The sequence below is a fragment of the Pseudomonadota bacterium genome, assembly GCA_018823135.1.
Taxonomy (GTDB): Bacteria; Desulfobacterota; Desulfobulbia; order Desulfobulbales; family CALZHT01; genus JAHJJF01.
Genome location: JAHJJF010000092.1, coordinates 19,717 through 43,657, shown reverse-complemented (window position 1 = coordinate 43,657; position 23,941 = coordinate 19,717). Strand labels below are relative to the sequence as shown.

The 23,941-nt window shown below is 46.6% G+C and carries 15 protein-coding genes and 3 tRNA genes; 8 read left to right on the top strand and 10 right to left on the bottom strand.

The window, feature by feature from the left end; all coding sequences use genetic code 11:
• Positions 1–148 precede the first annotated feature (148 nt).
• The 10 genes from KKE17_10140 to KKE17_10095 all read right to left on the bottom strand — a co-directional run bounded on the left by KKE17_10140 (position 149) and on the right by KKE17_10095 (position 15,841).
• Positions 149–604, bottom strand: coding sequence for a GDP-mannose mannosyl hydrolase (locus tag KKE17_10140; protein ID MBU1710350.1), 456 nt, complete (start codon positions 602–604; stop codon positions 149–151).
• A 174-nt stretch (positions 605–778) separates the two neighbouring features.
• Positions 779–1,525, bottom strand: a complete 747-nt coding sequence (recO, locus tag KKE17_10135) for a DNA repair protein RecO (GenBank protein MBU1710349.1) — start codon at positions 1,523–1,525, stop codon at positions 779–781.
• 4 nt (positions 1,526–1,529) lie between these two features.
• On the bottom strand, positions 1,530–2,798 hold the full coding sequence (locus tag KKE17_10130; protein ID MBU1710348.1) for a helix-turn-helix domain-containing protein: 1,269 nt from the start codon (positions 2,796–2,798) through the stop codon (positions 1,530–1,532).
• 51 nt (positions 2,799–2,849) lie between these two features.
• Positions 2,850–3,818, bottom strand: a complete 969-nt coding sequence (locus tag KKE17_10125; protein ID MBU1710347.1) for a SurA N-terminal domain-containing protein — start codon at positions 3,816–3,818, stop codon at positions 2,850–2,852.
• 104 nt (positions 3,819–3,922) lie between these two features.
• Positions 3,923–7,414, bottom strand: coding sequence for a transcription-repair coupling factor (mfd, locus tag KKE17_10120; protein ID MBU1710346.1), 3,492 nt, complete (start codon positions 7,412–7,414; stop codon positions 3,923–3,925).
• 489 nt (positions 7,415–7,903) lie between these two features.
• A complete protein-coding gene (gene bamA / locus KKE17_10115) occupies positions 7,904–10,792 on the bottom strand; it encodes an outer membrane protein assembly factor BamA (GenBank protein ID MBU1710345.1) in 2,889 nt (962 codons plus the stop codon).
• Positions 10,793–10,965: 173 nt separating this feature from the next.
• Positions 10,966–11,640: an ABC transporter ATP-binding protein gene (locus tag KKE17_10110; protein MBU1710344.1), complete on the bottom strand. Its 675-nt coding sequence runs from the start codon at positions 11,638–11,640 to the stop codon at positions 10,966–10,968.
• Positions 11,641–11,919: 279 nt separating this feature from the next.
• Positions 11,920–13,143, bottom strand: a complete 1,224-nt coding sequence (locus tag KKE17_10105) for a lipoprotein-releasing ABC transporter permease subunit (GenBank protein ID MBU1710343.1) — start codon at positions 13,141–13,143, stop codon at positions 11,920–11,922.
• 124 nt (positions 13,144–13,267) lie between these two features.
• Complete coding sequence (gene lysS, locus KKE17_10100; GenBank protein MBU1710342.1) at positions 13,268–14,752, bottom strand: lysine--tRNA ligase; 1,485 nt, start codon at positions 14,750–14,752, stop codon at positions 13,268–13,270.
• A gap of 12 nt (positions 14,753–14,764) precedes the next feature.
• Positions 14,765–15,841, bottom strand: coding sequence for a hypothetical protein (locus KKE17_10095; protein ID MBU1710341.1), 1,077 nt, complete (start codon positions 15,839–15,841; stop codon positions 14,765–14,767).
• 286 nt (positions 15,842–16,127) lie between these two features.
• Here KKE17_10095 and KKE17_10090 point away from each other — a divergent pair.
• The 8 genes from KKE17_10090 to KKE17_10055 all read left to right on the top strand — a co-directional run bounded on the left by KKE17_10090 (position 16,128) and on the right by KKE17_10055 (position 23,384).
• Positions 16,128–16,214, top strand: a tRNA-Leu gene (locus KKE17_10090).
• A gap of 352 nt (positions 16,215–16,566) precedes the next feature.
• Entirely contained in the window at positions 16,567–17,904 is a 1,338-nt protein-coding gene (gene tig / locus KKE17_10085; protein MBU1710340.1) for a trigger factor, read from the top strand.
• Entirely contained in the window at positions 17,901–18,503 is a 603-nt protein-coding gene (gene clpP / locus KKE17_10080; protein MBU1710339.1) for an ATP-dependent Clp endopeptidase proteolytic subunit ClpP, read from the top strand. The genes tig and clpP overlap by 4 nt, the downstream gene beginning before the upstream one ends.
• A 2-nt stretch (positions 18,504–18,505) precedes the next feature.
• Positions 18,506–19,765, top strand: a complete 1,260-nt coding sequence (gene clpX, locus KKE17_10075; GenBank protein MBU1710338.1) for an ATP-dependent Clp protease ATP-binding subunit ClpX — start codon at positions 18,506–18,508, stop codon at positions 19,763–19,765.
• Positions 19,766–19,815: 50 nt separating this feature from the next.
• Complete coding sequence (gene lon, locus KKE17_10070) at positions 19,816–22,221, top strand: endopeptidase La (GenBank protein ID MBU1710337.1); 2,406 nt, start codon at positions 19,816–19,818, stop codon at positions 22,219–22,221.
• A 99-nt stretch (positions 22,222–22,320) separates the two neighbouring features.
• Positions 22,321–22,396, top strand: a tRNA-Val gene (locus tag KKE17_10065).
• A 62-nt stretch (positions 22,397–22,458) separates the two neighbouring features.
• Positions 22,459–22,535 (top strand) — tRNA-Asp (locus tag KKE17_10060).
• A 597-nt stretch (positions 22,536–23,132) separates the two neighbouring features.
• On the top strand, positions 23,133–23,384 hold the full coding sequence (locus KKE17_10055) for an SDR family NAD(P)-dependent oxidoreductase (GenBank protein MBU1710336.1): 252 nt from the start codon (positions 23,133–23,135) through the stop codon (positions 23,382–23,384).
• Positions 23,385–23,941 lie beyond the last annotated feature (557 nt).

The following is a 23,941-nucleotide window of genomic DNA, read 5'->3' as shown; positions in this document are numbered from 1 at the left end:
CCGCGTGGGGGCGTGGATTGAAACGCCAGTCAGGTATTGCGGGGTATCGCTTACGCCAAGTCGCCCCCCGCGTGGGGTCGTGGATTGAAACCCGGACGCTACCGTGATTTCTCGTGGGCGAAGGGGCATGCGGCAGGGGGACCTCAATCTACTCAAAATAGGCTTTGGTGTTGGGATGGACTGCAGGGTCGTTAAGGAGTTGATCCACTGAAAACCACGCAGATTCTCGGTGCTGATCCTGGGGGATAGTGGGCAGGTTGTCTTCAAGCTGTATTTCATGGGCAAGGACAATATAATGGGTGCCGAATCCAGGCGCCTCAGCGAAATTTTCCTGATACAGATGTTCGAAGGCACCAAGAAAAATCGCTGATTCTCTGGCAAATTCTTTGCCGAGTTCGGTAAGTGAAATCCGCGCAAAGGCCGCACTCATCGTCTCGTTTTTCCGGATTATGCCGCCGGGCACGAACCAGCAGTTTTTTGCCGGTTGGTTGTTCCGTAAACCCAGAAGTACCTCCTGCCGATCATTTCTGACAATCAAATCAATGGATACTAGCGGTGTATTTTTGATCACTTCGATGAATGTATCTTTTGGCAGAATGGCCATCATTTCCTCGCACGTTCAATCAAGACATTCTCTTAAAAAAAGGTATCAGGATAGCTAAGTAAAAAGTTTGATATACAAGACGTACTAATTTTTTAGGTGCGAGGCTATACATTTGGTATGCTGAGTGCCTCAAAAATTAGTACAACGCAGTAGATCGGATTTTTTACGACGCCATCAAATCAATGGTTTCCACGAATTTAGTTCCCGTTGCAAAAGGTGGGTGCTGTATTGCTTGAGCATGTCAAAAGCTTCTGCTGCTGACGGTTTTGAAAAGCGGAGGCGGTCGAGTTTTTCTAATGAGAGGTTCTGGGCCTTAAGCAGGAGTTTAATCGTGCCAAGTGCCATGGTTCTGCTGGATTTTTCAAGTTCCTTATTGCATTTTGCGCAGATAATGCCGTTGGCGCCGGTGCGAAAACAAAACGGCGCATTAATGGCATCAAGGCTGCCGCATTGTGTACAATTGGAAAGATTGGGCTGATAGCCTAAAATCGAAAGCATTTTAAGGAAAAAAAAGATAATGGTTTCTTTGGAATAACCGTGCTGATCAAGGGAATTGAGCGCCCAGAGCAGAAGGGCGAAGAGCTCGGGTTCGTAATCGTTTTCCTTGGTCCAGAAATACAGCGATTCACAGATAAGCTGGGCCGCGGCGTAACGCAGATAGTCCGTCCGGAGTACTGAGAAATGATTGAATACCTCGGCCTGGTCCAGTCGCGCCATTGTCGAGCGTTTGCCCGGTTCATATTGAATATCCAGCAGGGTGAATAATTCAAGTCGGTTGACAAAGCGTTTCTTGCTGCGTTTGGCGCCCTTGGCAATGGCGGTGAATTTTCCGTTCTCAAGACTGTAGAGGGTAATGATTACATCGGATTCACCATGGTCCCTGCTGTTGATTACCACGGCTGTTGTCTGCTTGAGGAGCATGGGGTTATTCGGGCGAATCAGCTGGTATTTTGAGTAATGCCGGTTTTTCTGTTTTGGATAAATCCATCGGGGAATCATTGAGAAGAATGGCTGCGCCTGCAGCATCGTCAATTTCTATCTCAACCTGTTGGCGCGCTTTAAATATCCGTTCGTCACCAGACTGAAACCGGTATTCTTTGGAAGGGCCATTGTCCAGGGTGATTTTAAAGACGGTTCTTTTGGTGAAAAAAGTTCGGATGACATACTTATAGGGCTCCAGGGGCGGGGCAGCAGAAATATTCTCACCAGATGCGGAAGTGTAGGCCGGCCCGGACTCTTCAAAGACCTGCGGCAAATTGAGAACCGATGGCTCCGGAGCTATTGTTTCGATGATTATTCCCTCATCACGATCTTTCTGCGGGTCTTCAAAATAAACCGCCGCAGGCTCACTATCAAGGGGAATAACGATGACGGTATCTGGTTCACTTTGCGGTTCACTTGCAACAGGCACAGGGAGGGCAATAACCTGGGGAAGTGGCGGGCTCTCATCCTCTATTGGCGGAATTACTGCGGATGATTCCGGAGACATTTCAGGCAGGGGTATTTTTGCCTTAACAGTGATGGTTTCATCTTTTTCAGGAATCTCCACCGGTTTTTTCAGGATGGTCGTTGTGGCGGGAGTTTCAATGCTAGCAGGATCTTCGGGCGCTGGTTGTTTTTTGTCCTTTACCGCTTCAATGGTGATAATCTGTTGTTTCCGGAGCTCGGCGTTTTCAAGATCCCTGGAAAGGGCGCGTTCAAGTTCGAGAATATCATTTGTCTCGGTTTTCACCTGGGGAGGCGTTTGGTAATATGTCTTGTAAACCAGATAACCGAGAATGCAAAGCAGCACGAGGAATATGGCGGAGAGAATTTGTCGGGTGCCGAAAAACAGAGGCTCTTCGGCAAGGGTTTCAGCGGAGAGTACTTTGCCGGTTTCTTTGATTTCTTCGCCAACGATTTTGAGTTCGCGGTCGGTTGATTCATAGCGGTCAAGGACTTCAGCAGCATCAAGAGTAAGGTAAGTTGCATACTGCTTGATATAGCCGCGAACAAAAACATCTCTTGGCAATTTATGGCGGGCGTCAGATTCCAGGGCCTGGAGATTGACGATACTTATGCGGGTTGCCGCCGAAACATCCTCAAGGCTTTTACCCTGTCTTAAACGTTCGGATTTGAGAAAATTCCCCAGGGAATCAAGTTCTCCAGCCGTGGTATTAAGCTTGTCAGCAGATTGTTTGGTCTCTTCGGTCATGGATTCTTATGCGGCGCGTTTTCCCTGGAGAGCGTGATTTTGCAGACAGATTTAAAGCATCTCTTGTATATAAGCCGTCTGCCGTATTTCCTTCAGCCAATCCTTGTATTTAGTCTCTGTTTCTTCCTGGATAAGAATTTCTTCAATTTCTCCCCTGATGGAATCAAGGGGAACCTGTTTAATCTGTGTACCATCCTTTATGGACAGGAGCTTGAAAAACTGAAAACCGGATGCTGTTTCAATTATCGGGCTTATTCCGCCGGGTCCAATGGAAAAAATTGCTTCACGCATGGGGCCGGCCATTTCGTCTTTCTGAAACACGCCGAGATCCCCGCCGTCGGCAGCAGAGGGCATTCTTGAAAATGTCCTTGCAAGGGTCTTGAAATTTCTTCCTTCAACGGCCATGTCACGGACTTTGTGAGCCAGACCTTCAAGCTCAGCGCGCAACATCGGGTCTTTTACGTTGTTTTCAAGTATAAAACCTATCTGCAGAACATGATACCCCTCGGGCACGGGTTTATCTTTGTAGTTATTATTATAATATTCTTCAATATTTTCATCAGTTATTACGATTTTCGAACTAATCTGTGTGCGTATAAGTTTATTGTGGAGCAATTGGATGCGAAGGGATTCGCGGTATTCCTTTTCGCTCCTGCCAGAAGACTGGAGTTTGTCAAATAATTCCGCCTCGGAAATTTTATTTGCTTTAAGGGTACCCTGATGGGCATTTTCGAGCTCTTCCTCTGAAACACCAATGTGCAGTTCTTCCGCTCGCTGCGCCACCAGTGATTTATCAATCATCAGAGAGAGAATCTGTTTGCGCGCCTCATTGAGTGTCTCGACCAATTTGTCCGGTGGAGTAATTGCACGAATTTTTTTAAAAGTCGGGCCGCCTTCCTCATCAAGATCCGAAAGGGTTATGACATCATCGTTAACCACCGCCACCACCCGGTCGATGACTTGAGCGTCTGAAAGGTGCGGCAGAAATAACAGGAATAATACAGCTATGAGTATTTGCATGAAAAGACTTGATAACCTCCCAATATATTGAGAAATGTTAATTGATTTTATGTTGTACAATCATCCGGGACGATGGTCCAGAAAAAAAGTGAATCATATGCTGATTAACCGATATTTTGAAGAATATTACGCACCGTCTCGAAGATATCCGTCTTTGAATCCGGCTTATAAGGGCAAACAAGTCTATTGTCCGGTGTGAACCGCGCCTTGTTATTCGATTTATTTATGAAGAGAAGGATTTTTGGCGGATCTACCGGAGTTTGATCATGGAAAGCCATAACGATGGTTGAGGCACCCTGGTCAAGTTTTATGACCATGAATTTCTTGAGATCCCTCTTCAGGCTGATGACTTCAAAAAGGTTGCTGACTTCCATGGGCATCAAGCCGTAGCGGTCCTCCAGTTCGTTTTTATAATCAGCAAGATCTTCATCAGATCCGATGCTGGTGATTTTCCGGTAAGCGATGTATCGCTGATTTGCGTCATGTATATACCGTTCGGGAAAATATGCTGATACGGCAAGATTAATTTCAGGGTCAATGTCCTCGGTTTCTACAAAATCATCTCCCAACTCAGCCTTTCTTTTGAGATCGGCAACGGTTTTCTGGAGAAGGTCTAGATAGAGATCATAGCCGACGGCGGCTATTGTTCCGCTTTGTGATTCACCGAGAATATTGCCACCGCCGCGGATCTGCAGGTCGGTCATTGCCAGTTTGAACCCGCCGCCCAGCTCATTATAATCCATCAAGGCGCGGAGGCGCTGGGTTGCATCCTTTGAAAGCCCGTCAAGGGAGGGCACCATCAGGTAGGCATAGGCCTGTTCGTTGCTTCTTCCCACCCGGCCGCGCAATTGATATATTTCCGCAAGGCCGAGACGGTCGGCGCTGGTGATGATTATTGTATTGGCATTGGGGATATCAAGACCGGATTCAATAATTGTCGTGCAGACCAGCACATCTATTTCCCGGTTGACGAACCGCACCATGATTTCTTCAAGGTTCTTGCCGGGCATCTGGCCGTGCGCTACGGCAATTTTGGCCTCGGGTACCAGTTTCTGGACTTTTTTAGCCATATCATGGATGGAGTGCACCCGGTTATGGACAATAAATACCTGTCCGCGGCGCAGGAGCTCTTTGGTTACCGCTTCCTTGATTACCAGATCGTCATGTTTGGCAATAAAGGTTTTTACGGTGCGGCGATGGGCCGGCGGTGAACTGATCACCGACAGATCACGGATTCCCAGCAGCGAAAACTGTAGAGTGCGGGGAATGGGCGTTGCCGTGAGGGTCAGGACATCAACGCTTGATTTGAGCTTTTTGAGCTTTTCCTTATGAGTGACTCCGAACCGGTGTTCCTCGTCAATGATCAGCAGACCGAGTTTCCTGAACTTGATATCCTTGGACAGCAGCCGGTGGGTGCCGATGACAATATCAACTGAGCCGTCGGCTAGTCCTTTGATGATTTTTTTCTGCTCTCCGGCAGTTCTGAAGCGGTTGAGACTCTTGATGTTTACCGGGAAACCCTTGAGCCGTTCGGCGAAAGTGGCGGCGTGCTGGTCGGCGAGCACCGTGGTGGGGACCAGAATTGCCACCTGGTGGCTGTCTTCGACAACCTTGAAGGCGGCACGGATGGCAACTTCTGTCTTGCCATAACCAACATCGCCGCAAACCAGCCGGTCCATGGTTTTTTCCGAGGTGAGGTCGGCGATCACATCATTTATCGCTTTAATCTGACCAGGCGTTTCATCATAGGGAAAGGATTCTTCGAGTTCGTAATACAGCTCATCAGGTGTTGAAAATTGCTTGCCCGTATTCATTGCCCTCCTGGCATACAGGTCAAGCAGATCCAGGGCGATCTTCCAGACCGCTTTTTTTATTTTGTTTTTCGTGGTGGCCCAGATTTTCGAACCCAACCGGTCCAGTTTGGGTTCCTTGTCGGATACACCTTTGTACTTGGTGATCGCACTCAGCCGGTCAACCGGCACATAAAGCCGGTCATTGCCTTGAAAGGAAATCTGCATGAAATCATTGGTGACGCCGCGTAACTCCATATTGATCAGGCCTTCATAGAGACCGAGACCGTGGTCTTTATGGACGATGACCTCTCCGTGCTGGAGTTCCTCAAATTGCAGGGCCGAGTTTTCGGAAGTTTTCCTTGTACGGCCCTTGGGACCGATTCTTTTTTCTCCGAACAGTTCGTTTTCGGAAAGCAGATGCACCTGCTCGGCAACAAGATCAAAACCCTCGGATAACGGATGGGTGTACAAAATTATCCCGCGGTTTCTGGGTTGATCCGAAAAATCAAACGGCGGCCCTTTAATCTCATTGTCAAGGCCATGTTCTCTGAGCATTTCTCCAAGCTGTTGAGCGCGGCGGTTCGAGCGGCATGCAAGGAATGCCCGGCCGCCTTCCTCAAGCCAGGAATCAATCTGCTGGACCAACGGCGTGAGGAGCCCGAATTCTTTTCTCTTAAGCTCCAGGTCCTGTTTGATCAGGGTATGGTTCCCTGATTGGAGATGAAAGGATTGACCGATTCCGTCTGGCTCGGAGATTGACAGATCGCTCATGGTGATCAGAGGAAATCTGCTGAGGGTGCTTGATAACTCCTTTTCTGAAAGAAAGAGATCTCCAGAAGGAAAAACCGGGTTTCGGTGACTTTGTGCTTCCAGGAGATTTGTTTCTATTCGTTCCCAGGTGAGGTGGATTGTCCGGGAAATGTCATGGGGGTTCACCATGAAAATTTTTGCAGTGTCCGGAAGATAATCCAGGGGCGAAACGGGGTTTTCATAAAACAACGGCATGAAAAATTCAATTCCTGGAAAATGCTTGCGTGTTTCAATGCGCTCAAGGATTTTTCTTGACTGGTCAAAATCCCAATCCCTCTGTTCTGCAAGCTGGGCGAAAGTATCGTAGATTTTTTGGTTGCCTCTTGTGTCCGCTGCATAAAGGATGTCGCAAGCCGGCAACAGAATTATTTCGTGAATGTCTTCCACAGACCGTTGCGAAACAGGATCAAACAGCCTGATCGACTCAACGGTGTCACCAAAAAAATCAAGCCTTGCCGGTAAATCGAATCCCGGTGAGAAAATATCCATTATGCCGCCGCGGACACTGAATTCTCCAGCTTCCTGGACCAGGGAAACCGGTTCATAGCCGGCGGCAACAAGCCGGTTCACAAGTTCTTTCTGGTCGGTTTCCTCCCCGGCGATGAGCAACTCGGTTTTCCTGTCAAGAAGCTCCTTGGGGAGCACCTTCCGGAGCAATGCCTCGCAGGAGGCCACCATGATGAAAGGGGAGGATGAGGAAAGTGCCTGGTATAAGGTGGAAATTCTTGCGGCAACTGTAGCAGGGTCAGGGGAAAGGGGGGTGTATGGCGGGATATCATACCCCGGATAAATATGCACCGGCGTGTCGGTGAATAAACCGAGATCCCTGGAAAAAGATTCGGTCTGTTCTTCCGAGGGCACGATGCAGAGTACAGGTCCCGGGCAAACAGCATTCGTCTTTGCGGCAAGCAAGGCAGAGATTCCCTGCCGCATTCCTGAAATAGAAATAACCCCTGAAGCAAGTTTGCTTATGGCGGCGAGTATGTTTTTCATGGGGGAAAAGAGGTTTTCTATTGGGTGGGGTTGAGACCTTTCCCGTTAACAATTATTAATTATTGTTTTTGGCAGTCAGGTACTTATATGGAGATTAAGACATGGTGAATTGTCAATAATTAGTGGCCATGAAACCCACCATCTCCGATGGTGGATCCGGAAAGGTTTTACCGATCCGGCGAAAAATCAGTTTTTTTGAAACCGCAGAACATCGAACAAGGTGCCAATCGTCCGATGTTCTGTTAGAGGACAATGTCGAATGTCGAAGTGAACAACATGAAGTTCAAAGAAGAAGACCTTTCATACAGGCAGTTCGCTCCTCAAAATGATGAAGGTCAAGAAGTATCTGCAGGGTATTATCATTCATCCTTCTTTATTCTGCGGTTCGATATTCGATATTCAAATCTGTAGTAGTTAGGCCCCCTTTTAGGTGGCTACCTGAGGCCTCCAGCTATGCTGGAGGAGACTCACATGTTTTGGACAGAGGGTCTAAAACGCCCCTCCGAGGCTGAATTCCCAGTTGCTCTGGCTTTCGTTTCCTTCCGGCTTGAGGTTATACCCCCACTCGAGCCGGATGGGACCAACAGGGGATATCCAGCGAAAACCAGCGCCGACGCTGTGGCGAAACTGGCTGTAATTATTCTGCAGCTCTTTATCATAGACATTGCCGATGTCATAGAAAATTACCCCTAAGAGTCCGGCTTCTTCAGCGATGGGGAAAATGTATTCGACATTTGAATACCACATCCGATCGCCGCCGACCCGGTCTCCCGATACAGGATCTATCGGGCTGATATGGCTGTTTTCAAAGCCGCGGATGGTTCTGATGCCGCCAAGATAAAATTTTTCATATACCGGGAGTTTGCCATCGACGTTTTCAAAGACAATACCGGCCGCCAGTTTGTAATGGAGTCTGGTATTCCAGAACAAGGGGAAATACCAGCTCGAGGCACCTTCTATTTTAGTGTACTCGCTGTCACCGCCGAAGAGACCGCCTGCATATATTACGGAAAGATTGTTTTTTGAGCCTTCCTTGGGCGCAACGGGTTTATCAAAGGTTATCCGCTGGACGCTTATTTTGATGGAACTGGTAATGCTTAACTCCATCGATTCAAGGATTTGCTGGGAAGCCGTAGCAACATCAACGTCCGATATCTCGGTATCATCATAACTGTAGCTCCAGAACAGGCGCCAGAGTTCCCAGATCGGGTAGCCGAACCTGACCGCGAATCCCACAGAGTTCTTGGTATACTCGTCATATTCCCGTTTCCAGTTATACAGGTCAAATCCTGCCATGAGTTTCGAGTCATTAAGATAGGGTTCGGTGAAGCTCAGATTGTATTGGGAGCTGCTGCCGCTGATATCAACCTTGAAAGCGAGTTTGTCGCCGCGGCCCAGAAAGTTGTCCTTGCTGATTTCACCGGTAAACATTGCCTTGTCCACCGAACTGTATCCAACTCCGACACTGAAGGTGCCGGTCATTTTTTCCTTGACCTCAATGACGATGTCCATGAGGTTTTCGTCAAGGGTCTGCTCCGGAGTGATATGGACTTCTTCGAAATAGTCCAGGCGGTTGAGCTTCTGGTTGCTGTCTCTGATTGCCTTGGTGTTGAAGATGCCGTTTTCGCTGAACTCCAGTTCCCGCCGGATGATTTTGTCCCGTGTTGTGTAGTTTCCTTTGATGATGATGCGGTTGATATGAACCAGGGGCCCTTTATTAATATCAATGACCAGATCAATGGTTTTTTCAGCGGCGTTTCTCTGCATGAGCGGGTTTATATCCGGAAAAGCATAGCCCTTTTCAGCATAGATGTCGGAGATATCCAATACGTCCTGCCTAAGGGTTTTCCTGCTGAAATGTTTGTCGTCATCGACCTTCAGGAGCCCCATGAGTTTTTCTTTTTCTTCAATGAGTTCTCCGGTTATGTCAACCGTTCCCAATTTGTATAAATCCCCCTCGTAAATCTTGAAAGTCACGTAAAGCCACTCATGTATCTGATCAATTTCCGGTTCGCCGTCAACAATTCCTGCACCGCTGAAGTTGTTAAAATCATCAAAGGTGTTCGAGGGTGCAGTTTCCTGTTTCTTTACAATTTCCTGTTTCTGGACAATTTCCGGTTCGCTGACTACTGCGTCTATGTAACCGTTGTTGTTATAAAAAGCGTTCAGCCGGGTGGCATCCTGGTTCAGGATGTCGCGTTTGAGTTTGCCTGATTCGGTTATCCAGGAAAACCAGCCTTTTTCACGGGTTTCCATGATTTTTTTCAGGGTGTCCGCATCAAAAGCCTTATTGCCGATAATAGTGATTTCCTTGATGTAGATCTTAGTGCTTTCGGTGATGATGAAGTTCACTGCAACCCGATCTTTGCCCGAGGGAGTTACCTCGTAGATAACTTTTGTGTTATAGAGGCTTTCATCCTTATAGAGGTGTTGTATATTTTCAACAGATTCACGAATTTTCTTCGGGTTGATGATTGTGTTTGTCTTGATCAGGATGACTTCTTTTATGTCTTTTTCCTTTATTTCGTCGGAGCCTTTGATGGTAATTTCGGTGATCAGTTCTTTTTCAGTAATCTGGAAGACGATCTCCTTTCCACGGTCTGTATCCAGTGCAAGGATTTGTATATCGTCAAAATATCCCATGCGGAATATATTTTTAAGATCCTCACGAAGGTGCGACGGATTGTACTCATCTCCGGCTTTCGTTTTGATATGATGCGTGATTGCGCCGCTGTCGATTCGCCGATTGCCTTGTATTTTTATAGAGGAAATGAGATGATTGCGATTTACATAGGTATGAATATTTTCAACAAGTTGTTCGATCATTTCAGCGAGATCGGCCACCGAGTCACTGTCTTTGAAATAGAAAACCGGGTCGGTAATTCCGGATAGATCGTTGAGCGTCAGATCCAGGCTTGTTTTTCCCCCCAGAACCGTGAGGCTGCCGGTTACGGCATATTGCGCTTCGTGGTCACGGTCTATTTCTTTAAGAACAGTCAGGGGCGGGGGCCAGGAAGTGTTTTCGTATAAATGCGAAACACTCTGGCGGAGGATCATCTCGTAACCCTTTTTTATCAGCGCCTTAGAAAGGGTTTCGTCGGATTGGCTGCCAAAAAGCTCGGAATCATGCGCCGCAATAATTTTTAAAGGAAGAAAAAGGATATTTATCTGAGGGGTTGCGGATGGGGTAATTTCATGTATCTTTTCGGAATTATTGAATATCTCATCTGTTTCTGCGGTAAGGGCAACCGATGGCATAAGGATTGCCAGGATGACACAAACAAAAATAATCAGCATTACAAAATCGCTGATCGCAGATTTTCTGGTGCGGTTTGTCAAAAGGGCGGAATGATGATTATGTGATTTTTGAAGAAACATTATAATATGTAGGCTTTTTTTTAAACAAAAGTTGATAAGGATTTCTACGATGGGGCGGATCAATTATTTTTCATCATCCAGACCTGTCGAGGGATACACTTATGTCATTAATTTCATGGATTAGATCATTATAAAGTAAAAAGGTTCCATTGTGTCTTGCTAATGTTGCCCTACTAAATATAGACCTCAAGTTTTCCTTCCACCAGGGTAAGGCACCGATCCATTTCTCTGGCCAGTTCAAGATTATGGGTGACCATGACAGTTGACAAGGAAAGATCAGTATTCATTTCCCGAATAAGATTAAAAACCTTGCGGCCGGTTTTGGGATCGAGATTGCCGGTGGGCTCGTCAGCCAGAAGCAGTTCAGGTTTCATGACCAGCGCGCGTGCCAGCGCAACCCTTTGCTGTTCGCCCCCCGAGAGCTCCCCGACCTTATGTTCTGCCCGGTTAGCAAGGCCGACTTTATCGAGGATGTCATCGGCAACGGATTTCAGTTGCGCTTTATCCTTGCCGGCGATCAGTCCCGGCATCATGATATTTTCCCGGGCAGTGAATTCGGGCAGTAGATGATGAGACTGGAACACAAAACCAATGGCGGTGTTTCTGAATTTCGAGAGTTCCAGGTCATCTTTGGAAAAAACATCTTCACCGTTATACATCAGGCAGCCGCTGGTGGGTCGATCAAGGGTGCCGAGAATATGCATGAGAGTCGTTTTTCCGGTACCTGATGCACCGACAATCGCAATCATTTCACCTTTTTTGATTTCAAGGTCCACACCACATAACACGTTGAGATTGTGTTGTCCGTTAAATAATTTTGTAATGCCTTTAGCCAGAAAGTTGCTCATATTGTCTTTGAATGGAGCCGTATTACGGCGCTTATTGTTATCTCAACTTTGTGAGTAATTATTCTTGAATTTCTGTAGTTTTAAAAAGGTTGTTGCCATTTGTTCATTTCTTGTAGAAGCCAGGAGGCAGAAATCAGGAGTCAGAGTAACTGATTTTTTTTGCCTGTTTTCTGAATTCTGACACCTGGCTTCTGACTTCAAAAAGATTGGATTGTCTCGAAATTAAGAATTTTTTCGTAATTACAATATTATAAAGCAAGTCGGAAAGTTGAGTTGTTATTATTCGTATCTCAATGCCACGGCCGGGTCAATCCTCGATGCCTGCCAGGAGGGATACAGTGTTGCCAGAAAGGTGATTATAATTGCAGAGACCGAAATCAGCGTTACATCCATGGGCAGTACTTTTACCGGAAGGGTTGATAACGGATAGACATCGGGCAGCTTTATGAACTGGTAATAGCTGAGGATCTTACACCCCAGGAGTCCGCCCAGGACTCCGAACAGGGTGCCGGCGCAACCGATGATCAGCCCTTCGTAAATGAAAATCCGCATGATGCTTCCTGAGGTTGCGCCCATGGATTTCAGGATGGCGATATCCTTGTTTTTTTCCATGACCACCATGATCAGCGTGCTGACAATGTTGAAGGCAGCAACCAGGACAATGAGGGCAACTATAATGAACAGGGCGGTTTTTTCAAGCTGGAGCGCTGAAAACAGATTCTTGTTCATCCGCATCCAGTCCTTGGCTATGTAAGACATCCCCAGTTCCTTTTCCAGTTGAATCGCCAGAGCATAAGCCTGGTAGATGTCATTTATTTTAAGTTCCAGGCCATGAACGCTGCCGTCCAGGTCGAGGAAATCCTGGGCGGTTTCAATGGATACATAGGCCAGAGCGGAATCATACTCGTACATGCCGGTGTCGAAAATCCCGGTGATCGTCACCGCTTTCATTTTTGGGATCACCCCCATGGGGGTGAGCGGCCCGGACGGAGAAATGAGCTTGATCCGGTCTCCCACGGAAACCCGTAACTGGTGCGCCAGGTCCTTGCCAAGAAGGATTCCCGGTAAAGAGTCAGAGGATTTTGCGAGATCGGCCAGAGAGCCTTCGACAATATATTCCTCAATAGAAAGAACCCTGCCGGCTGAAACCGGATCAATGCCGCGCAGAACCGCGCCGGTTCCTGTGGAGTTGCTGGTCAGCATGGTTTGGGAATAAATGAAAGGCGTTGCCGCGATAATCCCGGGTGTTATCTCAATCCGTTGCTTGAGGACTTCGTAATTGTCAATTGAATTGCCGAATTTCTGGATGACGATATGGGAGTTGATGCCGAGGATCTTTGCCCTGAAACCCTCGGTAAATCCGGTCATCACACCGAGCACCATAATCAGCGCCATAACGCCGACCATCACGCCGGTAATCGAAATGATCGTAATCAGGGAAATGAACTGCTGTTTTTGTTTGGCCTTCAGGTATCGAAGGCAGATAAACCATTCAAAGTGCAATATTGTTCTCTTCAGGTCTCAGGTTTGGGCTTGTTGCCCACAGGGCATAAATACGAATTCTTCAGCTTTTGGAATCATCAATGTATGAACAGTAGTTCATGGCACACTTATCGAGTATTCTTCATTATCTATTTTCAGGGCGTAGATGGGGAAAGAGGATGACATCCCTGATGGAGGGTGAATCCGTAAGAAGCATGGTCAGCCGGTCAATACCGATACCTTCTCCTGCGGCGGGAGGCATGCCGTATTCAAGGGCTCTTAAGAAATCTTCGTCAAGAATCGGGAATATCTCTTCGTCGTCGCCGCGTTGGGCGATCTGTTTTTCAAGACGCTGTCTCTGATCCACCGGATCATTGAGTTCGCTGAAGGCGTTGGCGATTTCCCGACCGGTAATGAAAAGCTCAAAGCGGTCGGTTATCTCCGGGTTTTGCTCATTCCTTCGAGCCAGCGGCGAAACCTCGGTGGGATAGGCGGTGACAAAGGTTGGATTAATCAGTTTCTCTTCAACGAGAAGCTCAAAAAGCTCGGTCTTGGCTTTACCCGCACCGGCGTTGGAATCAAGTTCAATACCTTTTTCTTTTGCAAGGGCTTTGATCTTGTCGGGATCGGCAAGAATTTTGGGATCTATGCCTGCAACTTCCACCAGGGCTTCTTCGATGGTGTATCTTTTCCAGGGAGGAGTGAGATCAACTTCCTGGCCCTGGTAGGTGACGACCATGGAACCTGTGACTTCCGAGGCGATCCACGACAGCATTTCTTCGGTGAGATCCATCAGGTCTTCATAGGTCGCAAAGGCCTGATAAAATTCAAGCATGGTGAATTCAGGATTGTGTCGGGTGGACAAACCTTCGTTTCTGAAATTACGGTTGATTTCAAAAACCCTTTCAAATCCTCCGACCAGGAGTCTTTTGAGATAGAGTTCCGGCGCAATACGGAGGTAGAGCTCCATATCCAGGGCTTTGTGGTGGGTCCTGAATGGCTTGGCGGTTGCGCCGCCTGCAATGGGGTGCATCATCGGGGTTTCGACTTCAATGAAACCACGATTCACCAGGAATTCGCGGACCAGCTGAATAATTTCAACCCGTTTCCTGAACGTGTCCATTACTTCCGGATTGACGATGAGGTCGACATATCGCTGACGGTATCGGGTTTCTATGTCGGTGAGACCATGAAATTTCTCAGGAAGGGGGCGCAGAGATTTGGTGATCGGTTTTACAATGCCGGTGAGCAGTGTCAATTCACCGGTCTGTGTGCGGAACAGGTTACCGGAAAAACCGGCGATATCGCCGATATCAAGTTTTTTGAAATGGCTGTAAGCGTCATCGCCGACGATATCTTTTTTTACATAAACCTGAATTCTGCCGGTTTCATCCTGGATAGTGAGAAATGAGGCCTTGCCGAATTTTCTGAGGGCGATGATCCGCCCGGCAATGGAAAATCGTGGCGTGCTGTCCTGGGGGGTTTCCGCATCGATTTCCTTTTCGTGGTCAAGGACATTGATAACCCGGTGCGAGGGTTTGAAATCGTTGGCATAAAGATTAATGCCCATGTCCGCAAGCTCTGCGGCCTTTTGCCTTCTTTGTTTTAAAACCTGATTGAGATCATCCATTTTGTCAGTTTCTTATGCCAGATATTTATTTCGTAATGCTGCTGAAAGATCACGGGTAAGTTCCAGCACTTTTATTGCCAGGTCATAGGTGAGAGAACCCGTGCCGCAGCTCGGAGTGATCAATGTCTGTTGAAGCAGGGCTTTTCTGTCTCGCTGGTCATTGACCAGGAGGTCTGCCTGTTCTTCCCAACGCTTGACCAGGGATTCGATGGTTTCCTTCAGTATATATTCTTTTTCTGATGTGGGAACGAGACCCCAGGCGATGATCCCTCCCCGGTCAAGATAGGCGTTGACCTGTTCTGTATTGATTGCGAATCGATCAAAAAAGGAATAGGCATCAAAACTTATTACATCAAGGTCAAGTGATAAGAGAAGGTTCCAGTCGGTATTGGCGCAGACATGGACTCCAGCCAGCCCGTCATTCTGGTGAATGGCGGTGATCAGTTCGGTGAGGTCCTGGCTGATGTCTTCCTTGGAGACGCTTATAAAGGCTGATGAGCCAAGTCCGGCAAGGGCCGGTTCGTCAATGAACAGGATCACAGGATATCCCGCATCTTTTAAAAAGTTGATCTGCCAGGCGCTTTTCATTGCAAGCCCCTTGACCGCCATCTCCCTGATTGTCGGGTCGTAGTATCCGAGCCGCTGATCCTGGTCGTAAAGACCGGTGAGGAGAGTAAAAGGGCCGGTGATCTGCCCTTTGAGGGCAGAGATATTGTCCTTTGACTGAATGGACTTTTTAAAGGTATATAAGCCTCTTGCTCTGGACTCGCTGACACCGAACCGCGAGGATAATATCCCGGAAGGGTCATCAGCCAGGGCGAGATACTCTTCGAAGAAGGCAAGAATCTCTTCTTCAAAAGTATCGGAAAGGGTGTTGAAATAGGTTTTATCCTGCTCTTCGATGATTCCTGGAAAGCCTTCGATAAACTGCTGGAGCATGCCTTCTTGAGGGATGCCGGGAAGTTGCGGCCATAGCGGGATTCTTGGGGTGTGGGCGAAAATGAGATCCAGGGCTTCCGAGGGGGCTCTAACCGGAAGACTGCCAATAAGAGTGGGCAGACCGTTTGGAGTGAATTGGGCAGTTTTCATTGGAATTACCGGAAGTTATTAATCAAATGGAGATCATTTGAAATATGATAAAGTTTTGATTGAAATCAGCCCTAGTAGCTATCAATTTTCATTAAATATGTCAATGAATTTGATGTGTCAAACCACGAGGTAAGGGCCTGCTGAAAATTTATTGTAAAATATTATTTTGGTATAAAAAAGACCCAACCTCCTGGATCAAATAATAATTTTTACTGGGAGGTGACTGATAATCATTCCCCATCCCTTGACTGACCATGCAAAGTTGATTATTTTAAAATGTTGGCATGCGAGAGTGGCGGAACTGGTAGACGCACTGGACTTAGGATCCAGCGAGGGTGACCTTGTGGGGGTTCAACTCCCCCCTCTCGCACCAACTGAGAATAGTGTTTTGATGAGTGAGACGGGAAATTGAAATAGGCTTAAGAGGTAAGGGTTGCATATTTATTTATGCAACTCTTTATTTTTTTAGTATATTAATAAGCTTTGTAATTTTTGTGTATAGTTAGAATGACGTGCGTGTTATACGCATTTCAACATGACCACTCAATAGTGAAACGTTTATCCCCCTCACCGGGGATTGAAAGAAGTGCTTTCTGGTGCGCAGTCCTCGCGGGAAATGTTTTTAACTTTACTGCCGAGAGGTGTTTTAATTCTGGAGACAGGAAAGCAACGACAGCGAAACTTATACAATTTCATCAATTTTGACATAAAAAGGAAGGTTTTACATGCAAGTTACCGTTGAAGATGTTGGTTCGTTAACCAAGAAAATGAAAATTGTCCTACCGCAGGATCAGGTTACCAAAAGGCTTGAGACTGCTTACCGTGAACTGGGTTCAGAGGTTTCAATCCCTGGGTTCCGTAAAGGGAAAGTTCCCCGTCAGGTCCTGGAAAAGGGATATAAGCAAAGGGTTCAGCAGGATTTAGCGGAAAAATTAATCCAGGAAACCTATTTTGATGCTCTGGCAGAAACAAAACTTGAAGTGGTTGTTCATCCTGATATCAGGGCCCAGAGTTTTGCAGATGATGGAACTTTTGTTTACGAGGCCGAGGTTGATGTCCGCCCCAATATAGAACTTAAGAATTATAAGGGTGTGGAAATAGAGCATCCGGAAATTATTATTACGGATGAGGAAATAGATAGCCAGATTGAGGTAATGCGCAAAGATTCTGCGCCGTTACGGACAGTTGAAGATCGCGAGATCCAGAAGGGTGATCTGGTGGTTGTGGATTTTGAGGGATACGATAATGGTAATCCCATGCCCCAGGTCAATGCTGAAAATTATTCCATCGATGTGGGATCCGGCCGTCAGGGCAAGGAATTCGAGGAGTTGATGATCGGTCTTAAGAAAGGCGATAAAACCTCAAAAAATATTGAATTTTCACCCCAGTTCCCCAACCCCATTCTTGCAGGTAAAGATGTTGAGTTCAGGATTGAAATCAAAGATATCAAGGAAAGGGTTCTTCCCGAAATAAACGATGAATTTGCCAAGGATATCGATGAGAAATTCAATACAGTGGATGAGTTAAGAAATTTTCTCCGTGAAACGACTCTCAAGACAAAACAGGAAGCTGAGGAAGGAGATATTTCTGATAAAGTCATGATGAAAATCGTCGAAAATCATGACTTTGATTTGCCGAACCGGGTTGTTGCTCAGGAAATCAACCATCTTATCAATGAATTTGAGGCAAACCTCAAGCGCCAGAATCTGACTCTGGAATCAGCCGGCATAAAAACCGAGGATTTGACCAATCAATACAAGGAAGCAGCTGAAAGAAGGGTGAAAGGCGATTTTATCCTGAAAAAGGTGGCGGATCTTGAAGAGATTAAGCTTAATGATGAAGATATTTCGCAAGGTTTCAAGCGAATTGCCGAACAGTATAATATGACTGTTGATGAGGTGAAGAAGTTTTTTCAACGCCGGGAAGACCTTCTGCCTTTCATGAATGAACTGTTAAACGAGAAAATATTGAAATTTTTGCGTAATCAGGCGACAATAACTCGAATAGCTCCGCAATCCGATGACAAGAATGTACAGGAAGAATCTGCAGGAGAAAATCAATGAATTTGATTCCAATGGTTGTCGAGCAGAGTCCAAGGGGGGAGAGGGCCTATGACATTTATTCCCGTCTGCTCAAGGAAAGGATCGTATTTCTGGGCTCGCCTGTTAATGATGATGTTGCCAATGTGATAATTGCCCAACTGCTTTTTCTTGAAGCTGATGATCCTGATAAGGATATTACCTTTTATATCAATTCACCGGGAGGTTCTGTGACCGCCGGCATGGCCATCTACGACACTATGGGGTATGTCCGATGCGATATAGCAACTTTATGTATGGGGCAGGCAGCAAGCATGGGTGCGGTACTCCTAGCTGCCGGGGCGCCTGGAAAGCGGTATGCTTTGCCCAATTCCAGGATTCTCATTCACCAGCCCATGGGAGGATTTCAGGGACAGGCATCTGACATAGATATTCATGCCAGGGAGATATTACGGATGCGAAAGGATTTGAATGATATTCTGGCAAAACATACCGGCAAAAATATCAAAAAGATCGAGTCTGATACGGAACGTGATTATTTCATGAGCGCCGAGGAAGCCAAGAAGTATGGTCTGATTGACAAAGTCCTTGTAAAAAGGGAAACCCAAGATGAGGAAAAGTAACCATGGCTGACAAAAAGGATGGCCAGGTCGAGGTGCTCTGCTCTTTTTGTGGCAAGAGTCAGGAAGAGGTAAAAAAACTTATCGCCGGACCTACAGTTTACATCTGTAATGAGTGTATTGATCTCTGCAACGAAATTGTCCGGGAAGACCGGCAGCATGAAATTGATTCCCATGGGAAAATGAATGCTCTTAAGCCCATGGAAATCAAACAATATCTTGACGATTATGTAATTGGCCAGGATCAGGCGAAGCGCATCCTTGCCGTTGCTGTGCATAATCATTACAAGCGTGTCGACGCCATACAGCAGATCGGTGGAAACGAGGTTGAATTACAGAAAAGTAATATCATTCTCATCGGACCTACCGGCACCGGAAAAACTTTATTGGCGCAAACACTGGCCAGAATTTTGAACGTGCCTTTTGCAATGGCTGACGCCACCACCCTTACTGAAGCAGGTTATGTCGGAGAGGATGTGGAGAATATCCTGGTAAACCTTCTGCAGGCGGCAGACCATGATGTCCAGAAGGCCAGCCGTGGGATCGTATATATCGACGAAATTGATAAAATCGCCAAAAAACAAGACAGTGCTTCCATTACCAGGGATGTGTCCGGGGAAGGTGTTCAGCAGGCGTTGTTGAAGATTATTGAAGGGACCATTGCCAGTGTGCCTCCCAAGGGAGGGCGAAAGCATCCTCAGCAGGATTATATAAAAATAGATACTACAAATATTCTTTTTATCTGCGGCGGGGCTTTTGTTGGTCTTGATACGGTAATTAAAAGAAGGACAGGGAAAAAATCCATGGGCTTCGGCGTTAAAGTCGTGAGCGACAAGGCGAAAAAGATGGGTGAAATCCTTTCGGAAATCCTGCCTGAAGATCTTCTTCGCTTCGGATTGATCCCTGAATTGATGGGGCGTCTGCCGGTCATTGCCACCATGGAAGAGCTTGATGAGCATGACCTTGTCCGCATTTTGCGCGAGCCCAAAAATGCTCTTACCAAACAGTATGAAAAGCTTTTTGATTTTGACGGCATCCGTCTGCGATTTACCGAAGGTGCCTTGAATGCCATTGCCCACCAGGCTATTGAGCGAAAGTCCGGTGCCAGAGGATTGCGGTCGGTAATAGAGGAAGCGATGCTCGATGTCATGTATGAGCTGCCTTCGGAAGAAAACGTCCGGGAATGTGTTATCAGTGAACAAGTCATAGTAAATGGAGATTATCCTGTAGTCCTTTACGAGAACGAGACCAAGAAAACCGCGTGATTAAGCGAACGGTCACGATTCTGCGAACTAATTGAGTGTAATAGATTTTTATGGATCAATTTAATATTGAACGAAACACCTATCCGATGATGTCCCTGCGGGATATCGTTGTTTTTCCCTATATGATCGCTCCACTTGTTGTGGGACGTGAAAAATCCATCAAGGCCCTCGAAGATGCGATGTCCAAGCGGACGGAAATATTTCTGTCAACCCAGAAAAATCCCGCAGATGAAGACCCTGGTCAGGATGGAGTAAACAGTGTCGGCACGATTTCCTCCGTGCTTCAGCTCCTTCGTCTTCCTGATGGAACAATCAAGGCTTTGGTGGAAGGCAAAAGAAGGGCGAGGATTAAGGGATTTCTCGAAAATAAGGATTTTTTTGAGGTAGAGGTCGAAGAACTCACCGAGAAAAATGAGCCACGACCCCAGGCAGTTGCTTATGTCCGGGAGATTAAGGCCTCCTTTGCCGAATATGCCAAGCAGAACAAAAAAATACCCAATGAAGTTTTGAAGTCGGTCAATAAGATTGAAGAACCCGCAAAATTCGTGGATGTACTGGCAGCACACCTTGCAGTCAAGACCGAAGAAAAACAGCAGATTTTAAGTACCTTCCCGCTTCTTGAAAGGCTTGATCTTGTCCTGGCACTTATCCATAAGGAAAAAGAGATTGCGTTTCTTGAGGAACGGATTCGTAGCCGCGTCAAAAAGAAAATGGAAAAAACTCAGAAGGATTACTATCTGACTGAGCAGATGCGGGCGATTCAGAAGGAGATGGGCAGCCATGATGAAAGTGGTTCCGATCTGTCCGAACTTGAAGAGGCTATTGCCAAGAAAAAGCTTCCCAAGGCCGCCTTCACCAAAGTGGAGCAGGAATTTAAGAAGCTGAAAATGATGCCGGCGATGTCAGCCGAGGCCACGGTTGTCCGCAACTACATAGACTGTATTTTAAGTCTCCCCTGGTTTGAGAAAACCCGTGGAAAAATTGATATCAGGGAAGCTGAAAAAATCCTGGAAGCAGATCATTTTGGCCTTATGAAACCCAAGGAACGCATTTTGGAATATCTTGCGGTCCAGGCGCAGGTCAAAAAGATTAAAGGCCCGATCCTTTGTCTTGTCGGCCCTCCAGGTGTAGGGAAGACTTCTCTCTGTAAGTCGGTTGCCCGGGCCATGGGGCGGAAATTCATCAGGCTTTCGTTGGGCGGGGTACGGGACGAAGCGGAGATCCGCGGTCATCGACGGACTTATATCGGCGCGCTTCCCGGAAAGATGATTCAATCGCTGCAAAAGATCAAAGTGAATAATCCGGTATTCTGTCTTGATGAAGTGGATAAGATGAGTACGGATTTCAGGGGCGATCCCTCCTCCGCTCTGCTTGAAGTTCTGGATCCGGAACAGAATAATTCCTTTAATGATCATTATCTTGATCTTGATTTTGATCTTTCAAATATCTTCTTCATTACCACAGCGAATACTCTTCCCGCTATCCCCCCTGCGTTGCAGGACAGGATGGAGGTGATCAAGCTGAACGGGTATACCGAAGAGGAAAAACTGCGAATTGCTCAGGGGTTCCTTATTCCCAAACAACTTGAGGCCAACGGCTTCAGGAAAAGTGATATTTCTTTTAATGAAAGTAGTATTTTGGATATTGTCCGGCTCTATACTCGTGAAGCGGGCGTCAGAAATCTGGAACGAAATATTGCTTCCATCTGCCGGAAGGTTGCACGGACAAGGCTAAAGAGTAAGAAGATCAAAAAATTCCGGATAACAAGTTCCTCTATTCCTAAATATTTAGGCACTGCCCGGTATCGTTTCGGACTTGCTGAAGTGCAGGATAATATCGGTTTGACAACCGGACTCGCCTGGACTGAAGCCGGTGGGGAATTGCTGCAGATCGAGACGGCCCTGATGCAGGGCAAGGGCAAGTTGACCATCACCGGTAAGCTTGGCGATGTGATGCAGGAATCGGCCCAGGCGGCCTTGAGCTATGTGAGGACTCGATCCATCAGTCTTGGGCTTGTGCCTGACTTTTACCAGAAGCTTGATATTCATGTCCATGTTCCAGAGGGTGCAATTCCCAAGGATGGTCCTTCTGCAGGGGTCACCATCGTGACCTCGATTGTCTCTGCACTGTTAAAGGTGCCGGTGCGGAGAGAAATTGCCATGACCGGTGAGGTGACGCTGCGGGGCAGGGTGCTTCCCATTGGCGGCCTTACTGAAAAGCTTCTTGCGGCGCGTCGGGGTAATATCACCCATGTCCTGATCCCTAAGGAAAATGAACGTGATTTGAAGGAAATTCCCCTCAAGATCAGAAAGAGTCTCCATATCGAGCTTGTTTCGCATGTTGATGAAGTTCTTGAAAAGGCCCTGATTCTTAAAGAGGGAGAGCGATTATTCAGAGACGTTCCTGTTGACTCTCTTTGTTCTGATCTTGTTTCGCCTTTCAATATTGCACACTGATTCGACGGGTAATGGGCAACCGGTAATTTTTCTTGGTTGTTCTATTGATTTTTCTTGACTTAGTAGGCGCGTTTTTGTTTATTGATTTCTTCACTGAACGGGCGGGTAGCTCAGCTGGGAGAGCATCGGCCTTACAAGCCGAGGGTCACAGGTTCAAGCCCTGTTCCGCCCACCATTAATACTATAAAGTTCAAACGTTTCATCCGTTCAAAGTGTTTGAGCCTTTTTTCGATTTGCGGGGTCGTAGCTCAGTTGGTTAGAGTGCCTGCCTGTCACGCAGGATGTCGCCGGTTCGAGTCCGGTCGGCCCCGCCACAAGTGACTTAAAGGTCTGTTGCTATTAATTTAGCAACAGACCTTTTTAAATTTGTGCCCCCAAGTTCATCCCCCGGAGGTTATGTTGGATAGCCAGAGACGCCCACCGTCATTGCCTTGACATTATTCAAACACCATGATAACGAGATGAAATATCTCTAAAATTATCACAAATATGGAGTGCTCAGATACCGGGAAAATTATATTTGTGAACATGCACAAGAAGTCGAAATATGTACTGATTTCCGGTGTTTCAACCGGATAGGCCATGAAGCAGCCTTGGCTTTGGGAGCGAAGGGTTATCATGTCTTTGGTACGGTGCGGAAGGAGGTCGATTCAAACAGTTTGGTTGGTGCCTTGAGTGACCGTTTTACGCCATTGCAGATGGATGTAACCGATGAACAACATAGGGTTTTTCCCTGGTCCTGGTTGACATCCTCAAAGATGAACTTGAAGATGTTGGAAATCAAATCCGGGACTCATATTTCGTGCAGGTCGAAACGCTGGTTGTTGATTTATCCTTAATAGATCAAATAAAAAAAACTATCTGAGGAAATAGAAGAAAGTGATCTTGATCTTTTGGTGAATAACGCCGGGATGCCGAGTGCGCCTCTTAATGATGCGGACCTTGACCAGACGGTTGCGTTTATAAATGTCAATGCAGTTGCGTCTGCTGTTTTGTGCCGTGCCGCAATCCGTTTTATGAGCAAAAGAAAAAAAAGGTCCATCATCAATGTTGCCTCCATAGGAGGTGTTATCCCATATTTCGTGAATGAAAATTACGGGGCAACGAAATCGTATCTCATCACACTGTCCAGACTTATCAATAGAAAGGCCTGCAAAGACTGAAGACAAATTCAAGCTTTATGGCCCGGATTGACTCCAACAGAACTCATTTCACCCAAAACCTACCAACCATGCCAAAAATATTATGGATGAGTGCTGATGAGGTGGTCGAGTTCTCGCTGAAAGCTTCGCGTTCCAAAAGGGTTCTCTTATTCCCTGAGTTGATTAACAAAACCATTGTTTTGTTGTACCGAATGGGCCTGCTTCCAATTTCTTTTAAAGTTGTTATGAAAATGGCCCGGATTGAATTATTAAAGACACCGCGAAACCAATAAAACCGTGGGCACTTTGTTATTGATGGAAAGATGTCAGGTCCGCTTTTGACCTTTTCGCTTGAACCGAATGTCAGCATTTGTAGTTTCAATTAACCGGTATTATTTGAATTTTAGCAATTACGCCTTTGTTTACGGTTAACGCTTGCTCTTGCTATTAATGCTTCTCGATAAGATGAATGAATGTAAAAAACTTCAGTTAGAAAATTATAACATGAAGTTAACCGATCTTTTCCACTCCGCCACAATAGACATTAGAGACTGTTGCTATGAATTTTATATCAGCTG

What these genes read in the sequence shown, in the direction of transcription:
- KKE17_10140 (MBU1710350.1), bottom strand. Translation starts at nt 604, where the DNA reads ATGGCCATTCTGCCAAAAGATACATTCATCGAAGTGATCAAAAATACA.
- recO (MBU1710349.1), bottom strand. Translation starts at nt 1,525, where the DNA reads ATGCTCCTCAAGCAGACAACAGCCGTGGTAATCAACAGCAGGGACCAT.
- KKE17_10130 (MBU1710348.1), bottom strand. Translation starts at nt 2,798, where the DNA reads ATGACCGAAGAGACCAAACAATCTGCTGACAAGCTTAATACCACGGCT.
- KKE17_10125 (MBU1710347.1), bottom strand. Translation starts at nt 3,818, where the DNA reads ATGCAAATACTCATAGCTGTATTATTCCTGTTATTTCTGCCGCACCTT.
- mfd (MBU1710346.1), bottom strand. Translation starts at nt 7,414, where the DNA reads ATGAAAAACATACTCGCCGCCATAAGCAAACTTGCTTCAGGGGTTATT.
- bamA (MBU1710345.1), bottom strand. Translation starts at nt 10,792, where the DNA reads ATGTTTCTTCAAAAATCACATAATCATCATTCCGCCCTTTTGACAAAC.
- KKE17_10110 (MBU1710344.1), bottom strand. Translation starts at nt 11,640, where the DNA reads ATGAGCAACTTTCTGGCTAAAGGCATTACAAAATTATTTAACGGACAA.
- lysS (MBU1710342.1), bottom strand. Translation starts at nt 14,752, where the DNA reads ATGGATGATCTCAATCAGGTTTTAAAACAAAGAAGGCAAAAGGCCGCA.
- KKE17_10095 (MBU1710341.1), bottom strand. Translation starts at nt 15,841, where the DNA reads ATGAAAACTGCCCAATTCACTCCAAACGGTCTGCCCACTCTTATTGGC.
- tig (MBU1710340.1), top strand. Translation starts at nt 16,567, where the DNA reads ATGCAAGTTACCGTTGAAGATGTTGGTTCGTTAACCAAGAAAATGAAA.
- clpP (MBU1710339.1), top strand. Translation starts at nt 17,901, where the DNA reads ATGAATTTGATTCCAATGGTTGTCGAGCAGAGTCCAAGGGGGGAGAGG.
- clpX (MBU1710338.1), top strand. Translation starts at nt 18,506, where the DNA reads ATGGCTGACAAAAAGGATGGCCAGGTCGAGGTGCTCTGCTCTTTTTGT.
- lon (MBU1710337.1), top strand. Translation starts at nt 19,816, where the DNA reads ATGGATCAATTTAATATTGAACGAAACACCTATCCGATGATGTCCCTG.
- KKE17_10055 (MBU1710336.1), top strand. Translation starts at nt 23,133, where the DNA reads ATGCCGAGTGCGCCTCTTAATGATGCGGACCTTGACCAGACGGTTGCG.